The 23,398-nt window shown below is 70.1% G+C and carries 13 protein-coding genes; 2 read left to right on the top strand and 11 right to left on the bottom strand.

Annotated elements, in window-relative coordinates; all coding sequences use genetic code 11:
- Position 1: 1 nt before the first annotated feature.
- Together FK256_RS01835 and FK256_RS01825 are read left to right on the top strand one after the other, a co-directional pair.
- Entirely contained in the window at positions 2–2,446 is a 2,445-nt protein-coding gene (locus FK256_RS01835; RefSeq protein WP_141423477.1) for a UvrD-helicase domain-containing protein, read from the top strand.
- A gap of 708 nt (positions 2,447–3,154) precedes the next feature.
- A complete protein-coding gene (locus tag FK256_RS01825) occupies positions 3,155–3,358 on the top strand; it encodes a DUF3073 domain-containing protein (RefSeq protein ID WP_009234752.1) in 204 nt (67 codons plus the stop codon).
- A gap of 328 nt (positions 3,359–3,686) precedes the next feature.
- Here the strand turns inward: FK256_RS01825 and purM are convergent, their stop codons facing one another.
- The 11 genes from purM to gdhA all read right to left on the bottom strand — a co-directional run bounded on the left by purM (position 3,687) and on the right by gdhA (position 23,247).
- On the bottom strand, positions 3,687–4,832 hold the full coding sequence (gene purM, locus FK256_RS01820; RefSeq protein ID WP_141423475.1) for a phosphoribosylformylglycinamidine cyclo-ligase: 1,146 nt from the start codon (positions 4,830–4,832) through the stop codon (positions 3,687–3,689).
- Between the two features lie 120 nt (positions 4,833–4,952).
- Entirely contained in the window at positions 4,953–6,749 is a 1,797-nt protein-coding gene (gene purF / locus FK256_RS01815) for an amidophosphoribosyltransferase (protein ID WP_141423474.1), read from the bottom strand.
- Between the two features lie 118 nt (positions 6,750–6,867).
- Positions 6,868–8,517: an RNB domain-containing ribonuclease gene (locus FK256_RS01810; RefSeq protein ID WP_141423473.1), complete on the bottom strand. Its 1,650-nt coding sequence runs from the start codon at positions 8,515–8,517 to the stop codon at positions 6,868–6,870.
- Positions 8,518–8,607: 90 nt separating this feature from the next.
- Complete coding sequence (locus tag FK256_RS01805) at positions 8,608–9,066, bottom strand: sterol carrier family protein (RefSeq protein WP_141423472.1); 459 nt, start codon at positions 9,064–9,066, stop codon at positions 8,608–8,610.
- A 465-nt stretch (positions 9,067–9,531) separates the two neighbouring features.
- Positions 9,532–11,679, bottom strand: coding sequence for a PTS fructose transporter subunit IIABC (locus FK256_RS01800; protein ID WP_141423471.1), 2,148 nt, complete (start codon positions 11,677–11,679; stop codon positions 9,532–9,534).
- Positions 11,680–11,923: 244 nt separating this feature from the next.
- Positions 11,924–12,934, bottom strand: coding sequence for a 1-phosphofructokinase family hexose kinase (locus FK256_RS01795; RefSeq protein WP_141423470.1), 1,011 nt, complete (start codon positions 12,932–12,934; stop codon positions 11,924–11,926).
- On the bottom strand, positions 12,931–13,695 hold the full coding sequence (locus FK256_RS01790) for a DeoR/GlpR family DNA-binding transcription regulator (RefSeq protein WP_141423469.1): 765 nt from the start codon (positions 13,693–13,695) through the stop codon (positions 12,931–12,933). The genes FK256_RS01795 and FK256_RS01790 overlap by 4 nt, the downstream gene beginning before the upstream one ends.
- A gap of 165 nt (positions 13,696–13,860) precedes the next feature.
- The gene (locus tag FK256_RS01785; RefSeq protein ID WP_141423468.1) at positions 13,861–16,173 is read right to left on the bottom strand and encodes a bifunctional metallophosphatase/5'-nucleotidase; all 2,313 of its coding nucleotides are present in this window, start codon (positions 16,171–16,173) and stop codon (positions 13,861–13,863) included.
- 246 nt (positions 16,174–16,419) lie between these two features.
- Positions 16,420–18,498 carry a bifunctional UDP-sugar hydrolase/5'-nucleotidase gene (locus FK256_RS01780; protein ID WP_244936099.1) on the bottom strand — a complete coding sequence of 693 codons (2,079 nt, stop codon included), beginning with the start codon at positions 18,496–18,498 and terminating at the stop codon, positions 16,420–16,422.
- Positions 18,499–19,101: 603 nt separating this feature from the next.
- On the bottom strand, positions 19,102–21,678 hold the full coding sequence (locus FK256_RS01775; protein WP_141423467.1) for a 5'-nucleotidase C-terminal domain-containing protein: 2,577 nt from the start codon (positions 21,676–21,678) through the stop codon (positions 19,102–19,104).
- A 231-nt stretch (positions 21,679–21,909) separates the two neighbouring features.
- On the bottom strand, positions 21,910–23,247 hold the full coding sequence (gdhA, locus tag FK256_RS01770) for an NADP-specific glutamate dehydrogenase (protein WP_141423466.1): 1,338 nt from the start codon (positions 23,245–23,247) through the stop codon (positions 21,910–21,912).
- Positions 23,248–23,398 lie beyond the last annotated feature (151 nt).

Below are 23,398 nucleotides of genomic sequence, written 5' to 3'. Positions count from 1 at the left end.
TATGCCCGCAATCCTGTGGCCCAGTAGCAGGCCCAAGGACGCCACCACCAAGGACCCCTCCCTCAGGGCGAAGATCGGCCCGTTCATCAACAAGCTCGCCACCATGTCGGGAAGCTCCGGCCTGCACCTGGAGCATATTCACCGAGCCAAGGACCGGCGCGTGCGCACCGCGCGCGTCACCGACTTCTACCGCGCCGTCCTCTTCGAGCTCAACGCCGGCGACGAGGTCGTCTACGTCGTCCACGGCGTCTGGCCGCACGACGAGGCCATCAGGATCGCAGAGTCCGTCACCGTCGGCATCAACCCCCGCAACGGGATCACCGAGGTCACCAGCTTCAAGGACCTCATGGACCTAGATCCCGAGACCGTCGAGAGGGCCCGGCGCGAAGCCCAAGCCGCACTCGCCGCTGCCCAGCGCGAGACGGATGAGATCGCCCGCGAGGCCGTCCGCCGTGCGGCCGCCAACGCCGAGGCCCGCCGTCGCAACAAGGCGGCGGGGGCCCCTGGCACCGGCACCGCGGCCGCCGGGGCGCCGGTGGAGGACCGCCATCGCGAGGGCGGCGCCGTCTCGGTCCCGGGCGCCGTCGTCCTCAGCGGACGCGACCCTGCCCCCGTCTGGCCCGAAGGGCTCAGCGCGGAGGACCTGCACGATGAGCTCGGCATCGATATCCGGTTGGGTGCCGCGGCGCTTGCGGCCACCCACGAGTCGCAGTTCCTCGACCTGGTCTCCACCGCCCCGGTCGCCTGGCAGGGCGAAGCCCTCCTCGCGCTGGCGACGGGATCGACGATCGAGAGCATCCGCGAAGACTTCGAGTTGCGGCATTCGCGCGACGTCGTCACCGATCCCACCGACGCCGACATCATCGCCGGACTGCGCACCCGCGCGGCGCGCTCCAGCTTCACCTGGCTGGAGAACGACGAGGACCTGCGCCGCGCCATCGAGGGGCTCACCTTCGCCGAGTGGCAGCTCTTCCTGCACCCCCAGCAGCGGGCCCTGGTGGAACGGCGCGCAAACGGCCCCATGCGGATCTCCGGCGGCGCGGGAACCGGGAAGACCGTTATCGCCGTCCACCGCGCCGTCGAGCTCGCCAAGCGGGATGCAGCTGACGGGCGAGAGCCGCAAATCCTGCTGACCACTTACACGCGCAACCTTGCCGACGATCTGCGCCGACAGGTCGCCCAGCTCGAGCCTCGGCTGTCCTTCACCGAGAGGCTTGGCGAGTCCGGGGTCATGGTCAGCGGCCTGGACCGGGTAGCGCGCATGATCCTCCAGCGGGCCGGGACTGAGATCGCCCCGATCGCCCAAGAGGTCATCGGCCAGCCCCGCAAACAGGTGCTCACCTACCCCCGGGCCAATGTGTGGCAGGAAGTCCTCTCCCTTGTGGGCGGGGGGCTGCCGGAGGGGCTGCGGTCCGCCGACTTCCTGGAGTCCGAATACGAGATGGTCGTGCTGCCTCAGCGTGTCGCCACCCTCCAACAGTACCTGCGCATCCGGCGGCCGGGGCGGGGCGTCGCCCTCGACCGGCGCAAGCGCGCCGCCGTGTGGAGAGCGATCGAGGGGTACCGGGACCGCACTGCCGACCTGGGCGTGACCTCCTTCTCCGAGCAGCTCGCCCTGGCGGCCGCCTGGCTCGATCGGGAGGCGGCGCGGGGCGTACTCCGGCCCTTCCGCCACGTGCTCGTGGACGAGGCCCAGGATCTGTCGCCCGCTCACCTGCAGCTGCTGCGGGCGCTGGTGGAACCTGGCCCGGATGACCTGTTCCTGGCCGAGGACTCCCACCAGCGGATCTACGGCAAGAAGATCACGCTGAGCCACTACGGGATCCAGGTGCGAGGGCGGTCGAGGCGGCTGACGCGCAACTACCGGACCACGCGCCAGAACCTCGATGCCGCTTTCGGGATTCTCGACCAGGGCGCCTACGAGGACATGGAGGGGCAGGCCGAGGAGCACCGGTACGTCTCGCCGCGCTCGGGGCCCGACCCCCTACTCCTTCACGCCGTCGACCGCGCCGACGAGCTCGGCAAGGCCGCCGAACTGCTGACCCTGTGGCTGGAACAGGACCGGGACAGCGGCCTGAACGCCCCGGAGAGCATCGCCGTCCTCGTACGCGACCGCTACCAGCGCGACGCCGTCGTCAACGGCCTGGCGCAGCGCCATGTGGAGGTGCGCGCCGTGGATCGTGAGGCGGTCGGTCGGGGCCGACCGGTGGTCATGACGATGCACCGGGCCAAGGGGCTGGAGTTCCGCAAGGTCCTGCTGTTCGACGTCTCACGCAACGCAATCCCCCGCTCGCTGCGCGACCAGCAGTACTCCGAGGCCGACGGCGCCGATGCCCTCCTGCGGGAGCGCTCGCTGCTGTACGTGGCCGCAACCCGCGCCAGGGACCAGCTCGCCATCTCCTGGACCGGCGAGGCCAGTCCCCTCATCACCTCCCTCGCGCCGTAGGCCCAGGCCCTCGCACCGCACCGTCCTCGTTCGGGAACGTACTTGTCCCGCGAGAACTGCGTTCTCCCGCAAACGACTGGGGGCGGACCCCAGTCGTTTGCGGGAGAAGTACGTTCTGGACGGAAAACGCAGTCCTCGACGCGCATAGCCGACCGCTCTGCACCGCCGGAACGCCGGACCGCACAGCCCCGGCCCCGAAGAGGCACCATGAGGCTCGAGGACTGAGCCTCCGGGAGCAGAGCCTCCGGGAGCAGAGCCCGGCCCCTCAGCCCCCTCAAACCTCTCAGCCCCCTCACCCCTCAGGTGCGTCCGCGCGCGCTGTGCGACCTGGGCGCGCCTGCGCATACATCAGGCCCGCCACGTACGCCCCCGGCGAAGCGGACGGCCGACGCCCGGCCACCCGGCTCCTCCTTAACCCTGCCGCACAGGGTCCTCCAGAGCAGCGGCACCGGCCTCTCTGAGGGAGTTTCGGGCCACTGGTGGGCGATATCCACAGGATTGCTGGCCGTTCGCCGGAGATGGGCTGAGCGCTCCCTGAGGCCTTCTTGGACCTCATGTCCTATATGTGGGATGTGCGTCACCACAGCTCGCATCCGGTGTCCGAATGGTGTTCTCGCGCATTGACGTTGTACGGTTGGCCCACGACATATTTGACCAGGAAGAGCGCGCCCACGTGCGCGCCGTGACACGTTGGAGGGGGTCGAGCCTATGGGGCGCGGCCGTCAGAAGGCCAAGGCAACCAAAGTTGCCCGTAAGCTCAAGTACTTCAGCCCGGAGACCGATTACAAGGCTCTGGAGCGGGAGCTCGTCTCAGCATCCTCGGGCTCTGAGCCTGATGACGAGATCGATTACGAGGAACTGGCCGCCAAGTATGCCGTCGACGACGATGACTGGGACGAGGACGGGAAATAACCCCACCCCCAGTCGAGGAGGGCCGGAGGAACGCACCTACCGGCCCTTCCGCGCGCCTGTCAGCGCGTGAGTCGAGGCTGCCGGGCAGCCATCCGTGTCACTCTCGGCGACTCTTCACTCCTCATCCGATCCACCTGTGTCGCATCGACCCAGGTCGGGCCCGTGCTGTCCTGGTGCAGTGCTCCAGGGGCGGCCCAGGTGGGATTGAATAGTCGCCAAGCGTGACACGTGGCGCGAGGCCCCGTCGGACGCATTCCGCATCCGGCGGGGCCTTACTGCTCGCAGCTGCTCGCGACCGCCTGTAGCAGCTCTCAGTCGCGGCGGGCTCTCAGGCGGTCCGGTAGTCGCCGTGGATGTCGACGGCGCCGCCGTCGACGCCCTTGGTGCCAGAGACGACCCGATCCTGGGCCTCGTACTTCGCAGCCTCGTGCACCTCACCGAGCACCCAGGCGGGGATGTCGGAGCCCTCAGCGACGCGCAGGACGGCGTCGACTGCGCTGGGATCGACCACGGCGACCATTCCCACGCCGAGGTTGAGGGTGCCCTCAAGGTCCTCCCACGGCACCGAGCCGAGCTCGCGCACGGTGGAGAAGACCGGCGGCACCGTCCAGGAGGCCCGGTCGACGTCGGCGATGAGTCCGGCCGGCAGGACCCGGGCGACGTTGGCGGCCAGTCCCCCACCGGTGATGTGGGACAGGGCGTGGACCGGCCCCGGGGCGGCCGGCGAGGACAGGGTCTCCAGCATGGCCAGGCACACGCGGGTGTACAGGCGCGTGGGCTCGAGCAGCTCCTGGCCCAGCGTGCGGCCGAACTCGGGGACCTCTCGCTCCAGGCCCCAGCCGGCGTGCTCGATGACGCGGCGCACCAGGGAGTAACCGTTAGAGTGCAGGCCGGAAGCGCCCAGGGCGATCAGGACGTCACCGGCGCGCACCTTCTCCGCGCCGAGCGCGCGGTCGGCCTCGACGACGCCGGTGGCGGCCCCGGCGATGTCGTACTCGTCGGGCGCCATGAGGCCGGGGTGCTCGGCGGTCTCCCCGCCCAGCAGCGGGGTTCCGACGGCGGCGCAGGCCTGGGCGACGCCGCGCACGATGTCCGCGATCCGCTCGGGGACGACGTGCCCGCAAGCGATGTAGTCGGTCATGAGCAGGGGCCGGGCCCCCACCACGATGATGTCGTCGACCACCATGCCCACCAGGTCCTGGCCGATCGTGTCGTGAATGTCGAGGGCCTGGGCGATGGCAACCTTGGTGCCCACGCCGTCGGTGGAGGTGGCCAGCAGGGGGCGGCGGTAGTCGCGCAGCGCGGAGACGTCCACGAGTCCGGCGAAGCCCCCGACGCCGCCGACGACAGTCGGGGTCATGGTGGCGCCCACCGCGTCCTTCATGAGGGCGACGGCCCGGTCCCCGGCGGCAGTGTCGACGCCGGCGGCGGCGTAGGTGATTCCCGGGGCGGACTGCTCGGGCTGCTGACTCATATGGCGGCTCCTTGGGGTTCGGGTCTCGGAGGCGGTGCGGGCAGATGCGGACGGATACAGACGGATACAGACGGTGGAGTCCGACGTGGACCGGTCGGGCAGGTCGGATACGGGGCCGGGCTAGGACGTCGTCGAGCCCAGGGGGCTGCCGGAGGCCAGGTCGGGTCGGGTGATGCTGCCCAGCGGCACGGTGCGCTCGGCGCCGTCGGCCTGCTCGCTGCGGCGCCGGCTGCGGTAGGCGGTCGGGACACGGCGCACGGGGATGGCGGCGGACTTCAGACTGCGCACGGGCGGCGGGATCGGGTAGTCGCCGGTGAAGCAGGCCATGCACAGATCGTCGACCTTCTGGCCGCTGGCGGACACCATGCCCTCCACGGACAGGAAGCCCAGGGAGTCGGCCCCAATGGACTCGCCGATCTCCTCCACGCTCATGCCGGTGGCGATGAGCTCGGCACGGGTGGCGAAGTCGATGCCGTAGAAGCACGGCCACATGACCGGCGGGGAGGAGATGCGCACATGGACTTCGGCGGCGCCGGCCTCGCGCAGCATCCGCACCAGGGCCCGCTGGGTGTTGCCGCGCACGATGGAGTCGTCGACGACGATGAGGCGCTTGCCCTCGATGACCTCGCGCAGGGGGTTGAGCTTGAGGCGGATGCCGAGCTGGCGCAGGGTCTGGGTGGGCTGGATGAAAGTGCGCCCCACGTAGGCGTTCTTCACCAGGCCCTGCCCGTAGGGGATGCCGGAGGCCTGGGCGTAGCCGATGGCGGCCGGGGTGCCCGACTCGGGCGTGGCGATGACGAGGTCGGCCTCCACCGGGTGCTCGCGGGCCAGGGCGGCGCCCATCTCGTTGCGCGAGGCGATGACGCTGCGCCCGGCGATGCGGGTGTCGGGGCGGGCCAGGTAAACGTATTCGAAGACGCAGCCGGCCCGGCGGGCGGCAGCGAAGCGCGAGGAGCGCACGCCGTCCTCGTCGATCTCGATGAGCTCGCCGGGCTCGACCTCGCGCACGAAGGCGGCGCCGATGATGTCGAGGGCGGCGGTCTCGGAGGCCACGGCCCAACCGTTGCCCAGACGCCCGAGCACCAGGGGGCGCACCCCGTGCGGGTCACGGGCGGCGTAGAGGGTGCCCTCGTCCATGAAGACCAGAGAGAAGGCGCCTCGCAGCATGGGCAGGACCCGGCGGGCGGCCTGGGGCACGCTCAGCGGGGCCTGCGCGCAGTAGGCGGCGTCGAGCTCAGCCTCGTCGGTGATGCCGGAGGTGAGGACGTCGGCGGCCGAGTCCCAGCCCTCCAGGGCGCCGCGCTCGGAGACGAGGTTGAGCAGGGCGGCCAGGACCGCGGTGTCCGTGGAGGAGCCGCGACCCAGCTCGCCGCTGAGGTCCTCCCCGGAGGTGGAGTGCACGGCGTCCATGAGCTCGCGGGTGTTGGTGAGGTTGCCGTTGTGGACCAGGGCGAGGGTGGAGCCGGCCGCCGGGCCGAGCATCGGCTGGGCATTCTCCCAGGTGGTGGCCCCCTGGGTGGCGTAGCGGACGTGGCCCACGGCCATGTGGCCGGTCAGGTTGGACAGGGCCCGGTCATCGAAGACCTGGGAGACCAGGCCCAGATCCTTGTAGACGAGGATCTGGGAGCCGTTGGAGGTGGCGATGCCGGCGGACTCCTGGCCGCGGTGTTGGAGGGCGTACAGGCCGAAGTAGGTCAGGCGGGAGACCTCCTCGCCGGGGGCCCACACGCCGAAGACGCCGCATTCCTCGCGCGGAGACGGCTCGAGCTCGTCGGAGTGGTCGTCGGGCAACGCCGTCAGGGCGGGAGCGTCCACGGGCGCCGTCAGGCCGGCCTGGTCCAGCCGGCCGAGGGGCTCGGGGAACCCCGCCCGCGGGGCGAGGCCGGCGTCGTCGGGACGGTCACGAGTGGTCTGCATGGGGTTCTCACCGGTGCACACACGCACAGTCTTTCACGGCCCGGCCCCGTCTGCCCATCGGCGAGCGCCAGGGCGGGCCCATTCGTTACCACGTCCCCACTCCCAGTCCCACCGGGGATCAGCTCGCGGGCAGGAGCTGGAAGCGGATGCCGGTGGCGGGGTCGGCGGTCAGCAGGCGGACCCGCACGCGCTCGCCCACCGGGAGGCGACCATCGGACTTTCCGCTCCCCCCGCGGATCTCGGTGACGACGGCGGGCTCGGCCAGGACGAGCTCGCCGCGCCCCTCGCGCTCGGAGGTGATGACGCCGTCGAAGACCTCACCCTCGTGGCCGCGCAGCACCAGGGCCTCCAGGGCGGTCAGGGCGCCGCGGCCGATCGCCCGGGCGCGCTTGCCGGTCTGCTCCATGATGCCGGGCAGATCGGGCAGGGCCTGGAGCACCCACTCGGGCACGGACCTGCCGGCGCAGGCGGCGATGCAGATCTCCTCGCCGTAGCGGTCCACGAGGCGGCGCAGCGGGGCGGTGACATGGGCGTAGCGCGCGGCGATCGCGGAATGGACGGCTTCCTCGGCGTCGGAGGCCTCGTCGTCGGCCGGGATGCCGACGCCGCCCGCGCCGAAGGCGAGGTAGCCCGACCCGCGGAAGAGGGACATGGCCTGATCCATGAAGGCCGCATGGGCGGGCACGGCGTGGTCCAGGCCGCGCACAAGCTCGGGGTAGGGCCGGGCGGCCGGCCAGTCGATGCCCAGCGCCGCGGCGACGCGCCGCAGGCGGGCGTAGTCCTCGGGGCGTGCCGGCGGCAGGGTGCGCAGGATGCCGACGCCGCACTCGACCATGATCCGGGCGGCGCACATGCCGGTGAGCAAGGAGATCTGGGCGTTGTACTGCTCTGCGGGCACGGGCACGCGGTAGGCGAGCCGGTAGCCGGCCGGGGCCGAGGAGCCGTCGGAGGTGTCGGGGCCATCGGGGCCGGCCGTGCCCGCCGCCTCCCGGGTTCCGGCCGTCCCCGCTACCTCGATGACCTGCTCGGGCGTGGTCATGCTGATGCCGCCGCGGGCGGCCTCCCGCTCCAGGCGCAGGCGGCCGATCTCGGCCAGGAGCCCGGGCAGGTCGGCGGGGGCTGACGGCGGCAGGGAGCCCACCTCGTCGATGGCGGCCTGGACCTGGTCGTAGGTGAGCCGCGCCCGCGAGCGCACGATGGCCCTCTCCACGCGGGCGGAGAGGACCTCGCCTCGAGCATCGAGGTCGATGGTCCACAGACAGGCCGGGCGGTCCACGTCCTCCAGGAGGGAGGCGGCGCCGTGGGAGAGGACCTCGGGGTGCAGGGGTGTGGCGGCGTCGGGGGCGTAGATGGTCTCGCCGCGGCGGCGCAGCTCGACGTCCAGGGCGCCGCCGGGGGTGACGAAGGTGGCCAGTGAGGCGATCGCGTAGTGGACGCGGTAGGCGGCCGCAGGCCCGGGCGCGTCCCTGGTCGGCGCGCTGGCGTGGTCGGTCTGCGCGGGCAGGCGCTCCAGGAGTACCGCCTGGTCGAGGTCCATGGAGCCGGGCGGGTCGATGGTGACCAGATCGAGGGCGCGGGCATCGCGGGCGCCGTCGGCCAGGAGCCGGGCGGGTCCGTCCTGCGCCCAGGCGGTGGCGGCGGCCTCGGCCTCTGCGAGGGCCTCGGGTGGGAAGGCGGTGGGGGCCTCGTACTGCGCGCGGAGCGCGTCCAGGGCGCGGGCGACCTCGGCGGGCGGGGCGGTATAGGTGCTCAGGCGCGTACGACTCATGAGGCGAACCTACCGGCGCCACCCCTACTCACCGACATTTTCTTCACAGATGACGCGTATACGCGTCGTTTTTGAAGAAATTGTTGGTGTTCAGCCAGGGATCCGGATCACGGGCAGGTAGGCGGATAAGTCGCAACGCTCGCCGGAGGCCTGCAGGGCGCCGCCAGCCAGGGCGTCCTGCCAGGTCAACCGGCCGGTGGCCAGGGCCAGCCAGGTGGGGGCGTCGGTCTCGACGACACTGGGCGGGGTTCCCCGGCGGTGGACGGTGCCCGCGACGGCCTGCGTGACGCCGAAGGGCGGGACCCGCACCTCGACCGAGCGCCCCGGGGCGCAGGCGGCGAGCTCCTCGAGGGTGTAGCGCACGGCGGTGGCGGTCATCCGGCGCCGGGCGGCGCGCTCGGCGGGGCTCACGGAGTCGCTGGCACTGGCAGCGCCGGTTGCCCCTTCAGTCCCGTCGGCCGATCCGCCCCCGGACGTGTCCTGCTCCTGGGCCCACTGGCGCAGGGCCTGGGAGCCCGCCGCGGGATCGATACGTCGTCTAGCAACCATGACGCGAAGCCTATCTGCGACCAACGCCGGGGCCGAGCGAGAGAACCCATCAGGAGCCGACAACCACCTTTGGGAGCCGGACCAGGAACGTGCTGGCCCTGGCTGGCCCTGACCTGCCCTAGCCAGCTCTGACTTGCCCTGACTGGCCCTGCCAGCCCTGCCGGCCCCGACGACGCGATGCAGGGCGGCCGGCCTCGCACATCGGGAACTGCGTTTTCCACCCAGGACGTACTTCTCCCGCAAACGACTGAGGTCTGACCGTCGCCTTCTGCGGGAGAACGCAGTTCTCGATCGAAAAGTACGTCCCCGATCAGGGTCAGCACAGCACGACGGGGCCTCCCCTGGCGGTTCCTGCCCAGAGCAGGCCGGTGCAGCCCCTCCACGCGCCGGCCGCATTTCTCCACAACGACGAGGACGGCCCGCCCAGATGGCGGGCCGTCCTCGTGACAGCGGTCGGGAACTGGATCAGGCGGCAGCAGCGGCGGGCTGCGCCTCGGCGGCGTCCTTACCGTCCTTGTTGCGCCCCAGGCCCTTAAGGAGGATGACCAGCGCGGTGCTGACCGCCGTCCCAACCAGGATCGCCAGGAGGAAACCGCCGAAGTTGGTGATGGCGAAGGCGACGAACACACCGCCGTGGGGGGCGCGCGAGCCGACGTGCATGGCCATGGTCATCGCGCCGGTGACCGCACCGCCGGCCATGGTGGCCGGGATGACGCGCAGCGGGTCGGCGGCGGCGAAGGGGATGGCGCCCTCGGAGATGAAGGACAGCCCCAGCAGCCAGGCGCTGCGCCCGTTCTCGATCTCGGCCTTGGTGAACAGCCGCGAGCGCAGGAAGGTCGCGGCGGACATCGCCAGCGGCGGCACCATGCCGGTGGCCATGACGGTGGCCATGATCTCGTAGGGGGCGGTGTTGGTGGCGCTGGCGGCGGACAGGCCCGCGGTGCCGAACAGGTAGGCGGCCTTGTTGACCGGCCCGCCCAGGTCGAAGCACATCATGAGCCCGAGGATGATGCCGAGCAGCACGGCCGAGCCGCCCTCGGACATGGAGGTCAGTCCGTTCTGAAGCGCGGTCATGAGGGAGGCCAGGGGCAGTCCGAGGACCATGTACATGAGGGCGCCGACCACCAACGTGGTGCCCAACGGGATAATGACCACGGGCATGAGCCCTCGCAGCCAGGACGGCACATTGAGCCCCGCGAGCCAGGCGGCGAAATAGCCCGCGAGGATACCGCCGACCAGGCCGCCGATGAACCCGGCGCCGACCTCGACCGCCACGACGCCCATGACGAATCCGGGCGCGATACCGGGCCGGCCGGCCAGGCCGAAGGAGATGTAGCCGGCCAGCGCCGGGACGAGGAAGGTCATGGCCGCCTTCCCCAGCAGGAACAGTGACCACCCGATGTACAGCAGCAGCCCGGACTGGGAGACGGAGATCGTCTCGGTGGCGACGACGTCACCCGCCGAGTTCTTGATCTCGTGGACGAACTCGCTGCCGGGAAGGTTCCACAGGGAGTAGTCGCTGATGGAGATCTTCTCGTAGAGGTTGGCGACGTCGTACCCGGCCAGAAGGAAGCCCAGGGCGATGAGCAGACCGCCGGCGGCCACGAAGGGGATCATGTAGGACACGCCGGTCATGACGGAGCGCTGGAGGCGCCGTGCCCAGTGCTCGGAGCCCTCCTCGCTCTCCTCACTGGACTCGCTGCCGGCGGGCACGCGGGCGGCGCTCGGGTCGTCGGCCGCGGCCAGCGCCTTGTCCACCAGGGAGCCTGCATCGTTGACGGCGGCCTTGACGCCGACGTCGATGACGGGCTTTCCGGCGAAGCGCTCGCGTCCCTTGACGGGCAGGTCGTGGGCGAAGATGACGGCGGTGGCCCGCTCGATGAGGTCGGGATCGAGGGCGTCGATCTTGCCCGAGCCCTGGCCTTCGATGGCCACGGTGATGCCGCGGTCCTTGCCCGCCTGCTCCAGGGCCTCGGCGGCCATGAAGGTGTGGGCGATACCGGTGGGACAGGAGGAAACGCCCACGATGACGGTCTCGCCCACCGCGGGGGCCGACGACGCCGCGGGCGCCGCCGCGGTCTTGGAGTCCTCGGCCGACTCCGCCGCCCCGGCCTGGCTCTCCTCAGCATCTCCCCCGTCGTCGAGCAGCTCGGGCTGGACCTGTCCGGTGACGATCCGGGCGATCTCCTCGGCGTCGGCGGCCTGGCGCAGCGCGTCGGTGAAGTCGGACTGCATGAGGCCGCGGGCGAGCTTGGCCAGGAGCTGGAGGTGGAAGTCGTCGGCGCCGTCGGGGGCCGCGATCATGAAGATGAGGTCGGCGTCCCGGCCATCGGCGGCCCCGAAGTCGACCGGCTGCGCCAGGCGGGCGAAGCCGAGGCTGGGGGCCAGGACGTGGGAGCTGCGGCAGTGCGGAATCGCGATGCCCCCGGGGATCCCGGTGGGGGCGGTTGACTCGCGCTTCTTGGCGTCGGCGGCCAGGCCGTCGGGGCTGGAGGCCCTACCGGCCCCGGCCACGGTGGCGGCCAGGAACTCGATGACGTCTTCCTTGCCCGGGCCGGCGTCGGCGTCGAGCGCGACCAGCTCGGGGATGATCAGTGGGGTGTTCTCGGTCATGGTCTTCCTTGGTGTCCGAGGTGCTGCCGTCCGGTGGGCGGCGGTTGCGTGTCAGGGGTGCTTGAGGCGGTCAGGGGCGGTTCGGCGGGTGGTTGTCGTGCGGCGGACGGGTAGGAGGTTGTGGGCATGTCGGGCTGGTCGGAGGCGGTCGGTTCGATCGGTGTCGGCGAGCGCCGGTGACAGCCGGAAACAGTCGGCTGAGGACGGCGGCCCGGGCGTTCCCATCGGCACCGCCGCTGCCGGCTCAGTCGAGGCGGGTGACGACGGGCGCCTGCGCGGGCAGGTCGGCGGGCGTGGGCAGCGTGGTTCCGGGCAGGGAGGCGGCCGCCGACCCATAGGCCATGGCGGTGCTCAGGCGCTCGGCCTCGTCCCCGCCGCTGACGTCGGCCAGGATGTAGCCGGCCACCGAGGAGTCCCCGGCCCCGACGGTGGAGACCACCGGGACCTTCGGGGCGGTGGCGTGCCAGGCTCCGTCGGCGGTCACCAGGACTGCGCCGGCGGGGCCGAGCGTCACCATGACGGCGCCGATCCCCAGGCCCACCAGCAGGCGGGCGGCGTCGACGACGGGGCCGTAGTTCCCTTCGACGGCCCCCTCCTCGAGGGCCATGGCGCGCTCGGCCGGCAGGCCGGCGAGCTGGCCGAGCTCCTCGCCGTTGGGCTTGATGAGGTCGGGAGCCGAGTCGGGCAGCTCTGCGGCCAGGGCCGCGAGGGGATCGTCGGAGGTGTCGACGGCGATGCGCAGTCCCGGGGCGGCCTCGCGCAGGAGCCCCACCAGGCGGGCGTACCAGTTGGTCGGCACGCCCGGTGGCAGGGAGCCGGACATGACCGCCCAGTGGTGGGGGGATGCGCCGGCCGGAAGCGGCGTGGTCGCCAGGGTCTCCAGGAGGGCGTGCTCGACGGCGGCGATCTCCTCCTCGCTCAGGCCTGCCCCCAGCTCGTTGAGCTTGGTGGTGGTGCCGTCGGGTTCGGTGACCGCGGTGTTGATGCGGGCGGCGCCGGCCACCGGCACCGGGTGGACGGTGAGCCCGGGAAGCTCGAGTGCTCCCAGGGCGGTGAGGATGGGGTCGTGCTCGGCGGCGGGAAGGACGGCGGTGGCGGCGCGCCCGGAGTTGGACAGGACGCGGGCGACGTTGACGCCCTTGCCCCCGGGCTCCATGACCACGTCGGTCAGGCGTTGGACGGCGCCGCGCTGGAGGGGCCCGGCCAGGGAGACGGTGCGGTCGAGTGACGGATTGGGCGTGAGGGTCAGGATCATGCGACAAGGACCTCTGTTTCGGTGGTGGCGAGCTGTTCGGTCAGTGCGGGCGGGAGCTCGACGTCGGTGACCAGGAGGTCGATGTCGTCGAGGGTGGCGAAGGAGACCAGGTGCTCCTGGCCGATCTTGGTGGAGTCGACCAGGGCCACCACCTGGCGGGCGCTGCGTACCATGGCGCGTTTGACGGTGGCCTCGTCGGGGTCGGGCGTGGACAGCCCGTGGGCGGCGCTGACGCCGTTGGCGCCCAGGAGGGCGACGTCGACACGCAGGGTGGAGAGGGCCTCGACGGCCTCGGGGCCGACGGCGGCCTGGGTGAGACCGCGCAGTTGGCCGCCCAGGATCCGCACCCGGGTATGTCCGGCGGCGGTCAGGGAGGCGGCGGTCAGGACGGAGTTGGTGATGATGGTCAGGTCGCCCTCGGCGGGCAGGAGGCGGGCGGCGGCACCGGTGGTGGTGCCGGCGTCGACCAGGAGGGTGGTTCCGGGCTCCGGGTCCAGCCGTTCCAGGGCGGCGCGGGCGATGGCCTGTTTGGCGCAGATGTTGACCTGTTCGCGCTGGGTCACGCCAGTCTCCGGCAGGGCGGGGGCGAGGATGGCGCCGCCGTGGACCTTGCGCAGGGAGCCGTTGCGGTCCAGTGCGGCCAGGTCGCGGCGGATCGTCTCGGGGGTGACGTCGAAGTGCTCGGCGAGTTCGGCGACCAGGACGCGCCCAGCGCCGCGCACCTGCTCAACGATCTGGCGGTGCCTGTCCTCGATGCGCATGTTCACCCCTGACGTCGGTGTCGTTGGCCGGAAATGCCTGTTCGGGCATTAACCAGACCCATAATGTCTGAACGGACATAAGCATATGTCCGTTCAGACAGTCCCGTCTACCCCTGAGTGACTCACAATACATTTTATAGGTTGTTCTGAGAACAGGGTCCGCCCTCAGGCCTGAAGTCGCCGGCGCAGGATCAGGTAGCCGCCGACGGCGAGCAGGGAGAGCGCGAGCGATCCCGCGTTGAGCGAGGCGCCGGTGCGGGCCAGGGGGCCGCTCGCCCGCCCGGATGCCCGATCGGGCACCCGGGCCACAGCCGGAGCACCGGTGCCGGTCGTGCCGACGGGTTGGGGCTGCGCAGCCGCGGAGGGCTCGGCTCCGCCACCGGCCTGCGGGCCGGGCGCGTTGTCATCGCCGTCGCCTGTGCCGACGGCGACCTCGACCGAGAAGCTGTTGAGGAGCGCGCCCGCGGAGTCGACGGTCTCAACGGCGACCCACCGGCAGGTGGCGGCCTGAATCGTGCGGCAGGTTCGGGTGGGGGCGTCGGCCGGAACCGCGAGGTCGAAGACGGCCTTGCCGGTGGTCGGACCGGTGGGGTCGACGGTCAGGTCGATGTCCCGGCTGAGGATCTCCGTGCTCCCGGCGCTCACACGCACGCGGCGGGCGCCGGCGGCCTGCTCGGAGGCGTTGGTGTAGGCCAGGGAGTCCATGGTCACCGTGACCGCCCCGGCGCCTGCGGCCGAGGGCGCCGCGCTCATCGCGACCTGCCGCTTGGAGTAGCCGGCCTTGACGGGTTGGTCGCCGAAGGAGGCCAGGTAGGCGGAGGTGACGTCGCGGTCGAGGACGCCGGTGTTGGTCGACGGCTTGTCCTTGAAGACCGTATAGCCGTCGCCGCCGGCCAGCAGGAAGGAGTTCGAGGCGACAACGACCGTGTCCTCGTCGGCCAGCGGCTCGCCGTCAACCCGGATCTCGCGGATCGCAGGGGCGGCGGAGCCGCCCGGGGTACTCGCCTCGGTGAGGACGTCGACATTGCTGGACAGCCCCAAAGTGAGCACGGGCCGGCTGGAGCCCGGCTGCCACTGCTGGGACAGGAGTGTCCTCAGCTCGGCGCCGGTGAGGGTCGTGTAGGCCATCTCGTTGCCGAAGGGCTGGACGGTGTAGGCCTCCCCGGAGGTCAGGACGCCGTCGCCCTCGGTACCGGAGGCGGCGTAGCGAAAGTCGGCTCGCACGCCGCCTGCGTTCATGATGCCGACGTACCTGGTGGAGCCGGCCGGCTGGATGTCGGTGGCGAGCCAGCTGCGGAAGGACTCGGCGATGAGGTCGGAGGCGGTGGACTCGGTGCCGCGGTTGGCGCCGGGGCCGGTGCCGTCGGAGCCGCGCAGGAAGTCCGATCCGATCCTGGCCAGCGGCTTACCGCCCTCGGTGGCGGAGTCTTTCTCCGCCCGGGCGACGATCCCGGCCATGCCGTAGGCGTCGGTGGTGCAGTTCGAGCCGCGCAGGTCCTCGTTGTCAGCGCGGACCACGGCGGTCCTCCTGGTGGCGGGGTCGTAGCTGAGGCGGATGCGTCCGAGGGCCCAGCCGTAGTGGTCGGCCTGGACGACGGCGATCTGGTTGCCCTCGACTCCGGTGACGGTCTGGGCGAAGGGCACGTGGGTGTGGCCGGAGAAGACCGCGTCGACGCTGCCGCCGAAGCTGGTGGCGGTGGTGGCGGCGTCCTCGTGGCTGAGGACGACGACGATGTCGGCCTCGCCGTTGGCGGGGTCTCCGTCCTTGAGTTCGGCGGCGCGGGCGTTGGCGGTAGCGACGGCGGGGCTCAGGGTGAGGGTGGACAGGGCCGAGGGCGACACGAGGGTGGGCAGCTCGTCGGTGACGACGCCGACGAAGCCGACGCGCACGCCGCCGACCTCCTTGATGAAGGCGCCCCGTCCGTTGCCCTCGGCGGCAAGGGGCGCCGAGCCGGAGACATTGGCGGCCAGGATCGGGAAGTTCGAGGCGGGCAGGATGCGGTCCTCGAGGTCGGCCAGCCCCTGGTCGAGCTCGTGGTTGCCCAGGGCGGAGGCGTCCAGGGACATCGCGTTGAGCGCCTCGATGGTGGGGCGGTCCTGGAGGATGGAGGAGACGTAGGCCGATCCGCCCACGGAGTCGCCGGCGGAGACGAACAGGGTGTTCGGGTTGGAGGCACGGGCGGCGGAGACCTCGCAGGCCAGGGTGACGGCGCCGGGGTCCTCGACGGTTACCTGTCCGGTGTCGCGGTCCGTCTGGGTGGTGCGAGAGATGTGGCCGTGCAGGTCGGTGATGCCCAGCAGGTCGATGGTGGTGGCAGGAGCGGCGTCGGCGGCGGGAGCAGCCGGAGCCGCAGGAGGCGCGGGAGGCGCTGCCGGTTCATCGGCGCCGGCGGGCGGGGCGAGGGGGCCGAGGGATGTCAGGGCGAGTCCGCAGATGACGGCGCAGGCCCGGGCGGCACGGGCGGGAAACAGTCGCATATCGTTCCTTCGTCATTCTCTGTCAGGCGCAGGGTGGTGATCGGGATGGCGGTACCAACGGGTGGAGGGACGGTGGCGGGCGGGCTGGACATCACCAACCGTATGCATCTACAAGGATCGCCGCAGCCCTTTTTCATGGATTTGGGCTATCTCCTCCGATCGACGCCGTGCCCGCCGCCCCGGAGTCGGGGCGGCGGGCACGGCCGTCGGTTTTCTCACCGCTGCGTCAGGCTGCATCCGGCTGCGTCAGTCGGCCTGCCGTCTGTGCCGCAGGATGAGGTAGCCGCCGGCGATGAGGGTCAGGGCGATCACACCGGAGCCCAGGGACACGCCGGTGCGGGCCAGCGACCAGCCGCCCGAACCGCTGGTCGACCTGCCACTGGTTCCGCCTCGGGCCTCCGACCCTCCGGCGCTTCCCCCGCTCGCAGACGGAGGCAGACCACCGACACCGACCGGCGCCGTCGGGCTGGCAGCACTCCCGCCGTCGGGTACAGCCGTCGGGTTCTCACTCGGGGCCGCACCGGAGCCGCTACCGGGCGTCGCAGTCGGGGACGCGGTCACCCGGCCGTCACCGGAGTCCTCACCTCCCGGCCCCTGCGAGGCAGTTCTCCCTCCCCCGGGGACCGGCGTCGTCGGGTCGGCGCCAGCTGACGGCTCGGCACTCGGCGCCGGGGTTGGCGATGTCGTCGCGGACGGTTCCGGCTGCGCACCGGGCGTAGCCGACGGCGTCACCCCGGGGCTCGCGTCGGCCGGCACCTCGACGTAGAAGCTGTTGAGAACCCGGCCGACGCCGTCGACGGACTCGAGAGTGACCCAGCGGCAGGTCGTGGCCTCCGCACTGCGGCAGGCGCCAGTGGGCGCGTCGGCGGGAATCGTGAGGTCGAAGCTCGCCTTGCCGGTGGTAGGGCCGCTACGGTCCACGGTCAGGTCGATGTTCTGGCTGAAGAACTCCTTGTCCCCGGATACGGCGCGCACGCGGCGAGCTCCAAGGACCTGCTCGGTGGGGTGGGTGTAGGCCAGGGAGTCCATCGTCACCGAGACCGTGTCCGTGCTTGCACCCTTGGGCGTCACGCTCACGCCCACCTGTCGCTTGGCGTAGCTCGGTTTGAGTACCTGCTGGTTGAAGGAGGCCAGGTAGTTGGTGGTGATGTCGCGTCCGAGTGATCCGACGTTCACGACCCCGCTTCCGTTGGGGAGCGTGAAGCCGGCGCCACTGGTGAGCAGCTCGGTGGTGGAGGCCACGACCACCGTGTCGGTGTCCCCCAGAACCTGCCCGTCCACCCGGATCTCACGAATCGTGGGGGCGGCGCCGTCCTCGGTCTGGGCGGCAGCGTCCACGATGACGTCGACATTCGCGGACAGCCCCAGCTGAACAGAGGCCGGATCCGCTCCGGGACGCCACTGCTGGGCGATAAGCGCCTTGAGGTCGGCACCGGTGATGGAGAGGTAGCCCATTGCCTTGTCATCCGGGGAGACGTCACGGACCTCGTCGACCGTAAAGAGGCCGTCGACCTGGTCAGCGGGCACCTCTCCGTGATAGTTCCCGGTGCTCTTGTACCGGAAATCGGCTTTGAGGTCGTCGGCCCGCACTACTCCCACATAGTGCGTGGAGGCCGGCGGTTGCTCCATGGGATCAATGTCGGCGAGCCAGTATCGGTAGGACTCGGCCACCAGGTCGGCCGCCGTGGACTCGGTGCCGGTGTGAACTCCGGGAGTCACACCATCCGATCCGCGCAAGTAGTCGACGCCGAGCTGCGCCACCGGCCGCGCGGCCCCCAGATCCATCATCTTGTTGTATCTCTTATATGAGAAGATATCGACGCCGCCAAAATCGTCTTCATAGCAGTATTCCTGCTTCAAATCCCGATTCTCCACGTTGACGACAGAAACCTTCTTGGTGTCCCGGTCATAGTTGAGCCGAACCATCCCAAGTTTCAGACCGTAGTGGTCGGGCTGGACGACGGCGATCTGATTGCCCTCGACCCCGGTCACCGTCTGCGCGTAGGAGACGTGGCTGCGTCCAGCGACGACGGCGTCGACGTTCTTGGAGAAGCTCGTGGCCGTGGAGGCCGCGTCCTCATGACTGAGCACGACGACGACGTCGGCCTCACCATTGGCCGGGTCACCATCCTTGAGGTCGGCAGCGCGGGCGTTGGCCGTGGCCACCGCCGGGGCGACCGTGAGCTGTGCCCGGGTGGAGGAGGAAACCAGCTTGGGCAGCTCATCGGTCACCACACCGATGAAGCCGACCCGCACCCCGTCGACCTCCTTGATGAAGACCCCGCGACCGTCCCCCTCAGCGCTCAGGGCATCGGAGCCGGACACGTTCGCCGCCAGCATGGGGAATGTCGCATAAGGAAGAACCCGGCCCTCGAGGTCACCGAGACCATGGTCAAGCTCGTGCACCCCTAGCGCAGAGACATCCATGCGGAGCCGATTCAGCACATCCAGCGTCCCCTCGTCATGATTCATATAGGACGACCGATAGTATGATGCTCCGATATTGTCTCCCGACGAGACGAAGAGCGCATTGGGATTCGCCCTGTATACCCTGCTCATCTGGCACGCCAGGGACGTCACACCGGGATTCTCCACATTGTTGATGTCGACCTCACCAGTCTCCGGATTCTTATGAAACGTGCTTTCAATGTATCCATGCAGATCGGAGATGCCAACAAGGTCAATGGCGACTCCCCCACCTGGGGAATCCAGTGGCACAGCAGCGTCGGACCCTCCGGCGCCCTGAGCTGGAGCCACCCCGGAGGGCGCGGCAATGGAAAGAGGGCTGAGTGCGGCGAGGGCCAGCGCACCGAATGCGGCGCAGACTCGTCCGCGCCTTCGCGATATGAGTCTCATCATATGTCCTTGATCAACGAGAAATGAGTGCGGGAAACGTAAAGGGAGAAATGCTGTGCCATCGATCGCCTCTCAGTCTTCCTGCCGTCTGCGGCGCAGGATGAGGTAGCCGCCGGCGACGAGGGTCAGGGCGATGACGCCGGCACCCAGGGACGTACCTGTGCGGGCCAGTGGCCAGCCGCCCGAGCCACCGCTCGGCTTACCACCGGCGCCACGAGCCTCAGAGGCAGCAGTGTCCGCCCCGCTCGTGGCAGCGGGCAGCCCACCAACGCCGACCGGCGCCGCGGAACCGTCATCGCCCCCACCTCCGGGCGAGGCCGTCGCCCTACCCTCCGGGACCGCGCTGGCACCACCGGCACCGTCACTGGGCGCCGCCGAAGCCGACGGAGCCGCCTGTGCGCCGGGCGCGGCCGACGGCGTCTCACTGGCACTCGCCGACGGCCCGGCACTGGGCGTCGAGGACGCCGCCCCCGTCGAAGGCGGAGTCGACGGCGTACTGGGTGGAGTCGCCTGCGAACTGGGCGCGGCCGACGGCGTCGCCGCCGGCTTGGCATCGGTGGGCACCTCGACGTAGAAGCTATTGAGGACCTTGCCGGCAGCGTCGACGGACTCCACGGTCACCCATCGGCAGGTCGCACCCGCCGCGCTGCGGCAGGCACCGGTGGGCGCGTCCGCCGGGATAGTGAGGTCGAAGACCGCTCTGCCGGTCGTGGGGCCGATACGGTCCAGGCTCACGTCGATGTCCTGGCTGAAGAACTCCTTGTCCCCTAAGCGGGCACGGACTCGTTGCGCACCGAGGACCTGTTCGGGATCGTTGGTGTAGCCCAGGGAGTCCATCGTCACTGTCACCGTGCCGGCCTGGCCGGGCTTCGGGACCACGTTCATCCCCACCTGACGCTTGGCGTAGGACGGGCTCAGGGGCTTGTCGCCGAAGGACTGCAGGTAGGAGATGAAGACGGTGTGCTGGAGCGTGCCGACGTTGACGACGGCATCCTCGTCAGGACTGGGGAAGTCGTTGTTGTCATGGAGCAGCTCGTAGGTGGAGGCCAGGACCACCGGGTCCGTGTCCCCCAGAACCTGCCCGTCGACCCGGATCTCACGCACTGTGGGAACCTTCCCGTTCTCCACCGTCGCGTCGGGATCCACGATGACGTCAACATTCGAGGACAGCCCCAGGTTGAGCACGGGGGGCTCGGCGTAGAACCTCCACTGGTGGGCGATGAGCTTCTTGAGCTTTGCACCATTGACGGTGACGTAGGCGAGCGGTTTGTTGTCGGGCTGGACGTCGAGCGCCTCCCCGTAGGACACCAGGCCGTCCTGGTCCGGGCGCGGGATGTCGTCGTGGCGGCCAGACTCGAGGTAGGTGAGGTCCTTCTTCACGTCCCGGGCACTGACGATGCCGACATAGTGGCTGGAGCCGGGAGGTTTGATGGAGGTGATCCAGCTGTGGTACGAGTCGGCGACCAGGTCGGCGGCCGTGGACTCCGTTGCCGTATTGGTGTTGGGGACACTTCCGTCAGACCCACGCAGGAAGTCCGCCCCGATATGCGCCAGCGGCTGCTTCGAGACTTCCCTGGCGGCCCCCTCGTACTCCCAGGTCTTGCTCCACACCTCAGGAGAGGATCCTCGGCATGCGTAATGTCCGATCCACATGTTCTCCGCGCTGGAGGAGACGATCTTCCGAGTCGTTCGGTCGTACTCCAGGAGAATGTCCCCGAAGCTCCGGCCGTAGATCTCGGGCTGGACGACGGCGATCGAGTTGCCCTCGAATCCGGTGACAACTTGTCCGTACTCCCCTGCACCACGGCCGGAGACGACGGCGTCGACGTTCCTGGAGAAGCTCGTCGCCGTGGAAGCCATGTCCTCGTGGCTGAGCACGACGACGATGTCAGCCTCACCATTGGCCGGGTCGCCGTCCTTGAGCTCGGCGGCGCGAGCATTGGCCGTGGCCACCGCCGGGGAGACGCTCAGAACCTCTCTGTTCGCAGCGAGTGTTCGGACGGGAAGCTCGTCGGTCACCACACCGACGAAGCCGACGCGCACCCCGTCGACTTCCTTAACGAAGACCCCGCGTCCGCTCCCCTCGGCACTGAGGGAAGCGGAGCCGGACACGTTCGCCGCCAGGATGGGGAAGTCGGAGGCTGGCAGGATCCTGTCCTCGAGGTCCTTCACTCCGCCATCGAGCGCGTGGACCCCCAGGGCTGAGGCATCCAGCTTCATCGCATTGAGGCCATAGATGATGGGCTGGTCCTGCACGAAGGAGGACGCGTGGGGCGAGGCGCCGATGTTGCCGCCGGAGGAGACGACAAGCGTGTTGGGGAAGTCCTCCCGGACCCCGCGGACAGCGCACTCGATTCCGATCAGGCCGTAGTCCCTGGAGGGGTCGTACTCCTCGGTCTCCGGGTTGTACCCGCTCGTCTCCAGGTAGTGACCGCGAAGGTTGCCCAGGCCGATCAGCTTGATGCGCACCTTGTTGCCCGGATCGTCGGCCCCTTGGTTCCCGTCAGCGCCGTCGGGCGGTTTCTCCACAGCGGCGGCCGGCGGTATGAGGGATGCCGTCGGAACCGCGATCATGGGACTCAGGGCAGCCACCACCAGGGCGCTCAGTGCTGCGCAGACTCGTGCTCTCCGAGCTGGAAGTATTCTCATGTCAATCCTCATGGGACGTCGGGATGGAGATCGGGATCATGTGAGGAAGGGAACATCTCCACGGTACGCCCCTTCCATGATTTTGGCAGTGTTTTTCACGATCTCATCCGATCGGTAGGTTGCCCGATCGTGACCGCGCCCCCAGTGGCGCAACAACGACGGCGTCCGCCGCCTCTTTCTCAGAGGCGACGGACGCCGTCGCTATGGGCGCGAGCCCGGATCAGCCAGGTATCAGACGATGCCGTGGGCGATCATGACGTCGGCAACGCGGGTGAAACCGGCCGCGTTGGCGCCGAGCACGTAGTCGCCGGGGCGGCCGTACTCCTCGGCCGCGGCGACGCAGGAGTCGTGGATGTCGGCCATGATGCCGGTCAGCTTGGCCTCGGCGGTCGCGAAGTCCCAGCGGGTGCGGCCGGCGTTCTGCTCCATCTCGAGGGCGGAGGTGGCCACGCCACCGGCGTTGGCAGCCTTACCGGGACCGAACAGGATGCCGGCCTTCTGGAAGGCCTCGACCGCCTCGGGGGTCGAGGGCATGTTGGCGCCCTCGGAGACCACTCCGCAGCCGCCCCGCAGCAGGGTGGCCGCGGCGTCGCCGTTGAGCTCGTTCTGGGTGGCGCAGGGCAGGGCGACGTCGCCGGGGACGTCCCACACCGAGCCGCCGGTGACAAGGCGGGCGCCGGGGCGGCGCTCGACGTAGTCGGCCACGCGGCCGCGCTCGACCTCCTTGACCTGCTTGAGCAGCTCGAGGTCCACACCGGCCTCGTCGACGACGTAGCCGGAGGAGTCGGAGAAGGTGATGGGGGTGGCGCCGAGCTGCTGGGCCTTCTCGATGGCGTAGATCGCCACGTTGCCGGCACCGGAGACGAGGACCTTCTTGCCCTCGAGGGACTCGCCCTTGGTGGCGAGCATGGACTGGGCGAAGAGCACGGTGCCGTAGCCGGTGGCCTCGGTGCGCACGAGGGAGCCGCCCCAGGCCAGGCCCTTTCCAGTGAGGACACCGGCGTCGTAGGAGTTCCGCAGGCGCTTGTACTGGCCGAACATGTAGCCGATCTCGCGGCCGCCCACGCCGATGTCGCCGGCGGGCACGTCGGTGGACGGGCCGATGTGGCGGGCCAGCTCGGTCATGAAGGACTGGCAGAAGCGCATGACCTCGGCGTCGGAGCGGCCGTGCGGGTCGAAGTCGGAGCCGCCCTTGCCGCCGCCGATGCCCTGTGCGGTCAGGGCGTTCTTGAAGATTTGCTCGAAACCGAGGAACTTGATGATGCCGGCGTTGACCGAGGGGTGGAAGCGCAGACCGCCCTTGTAGGGGCCCAGCGCCGAGTTGAACTCAATGCGGAAGCCGCGGTTGACGTGGACCTGGCCGGCGTCGTCGACCCACGGCACTCGGAACATGATCTGGCGCTCAGGCTCGACGATGCGCTCCAGGAGGGCGCCCTCGGCGTAGTGGGGGTGCTTGGCGATAACGGGACCGAGTGACTCCAGCACCTCGTGGACGGCCTGGTGGAACTCGACCTCTCCACGGTTGCGAGTCACAACCTGCTCGTAGACCTTCTCGACAACGTCCTGCATGAGGGACTCCTTCGCCTAGCGGATTAGCTCAGCACCTGGCTGGTCGCCGCGGCGCCGCGAGAAGACTTCCACCGAGACGTTCACTGAGACGAAACATCTCGCTATCCGGAGGAAACATAGGCGCCGAAAAGGCCGCATTTCGGACGATAAT

Source organism: Actinomyces johnsonii (genome assembly GCF_006546835.1).
GTDB lineage: Bacteria > Actinomycetota > Actinomycetes > Actinomycetales > Actinomycetaceae > Actinomyces > Actinomyces johnsonii.
Note: the sequence above shows the minus strand (reverse complement) of the source record. Positions and strands in the feature narration are given on the sequence as shown.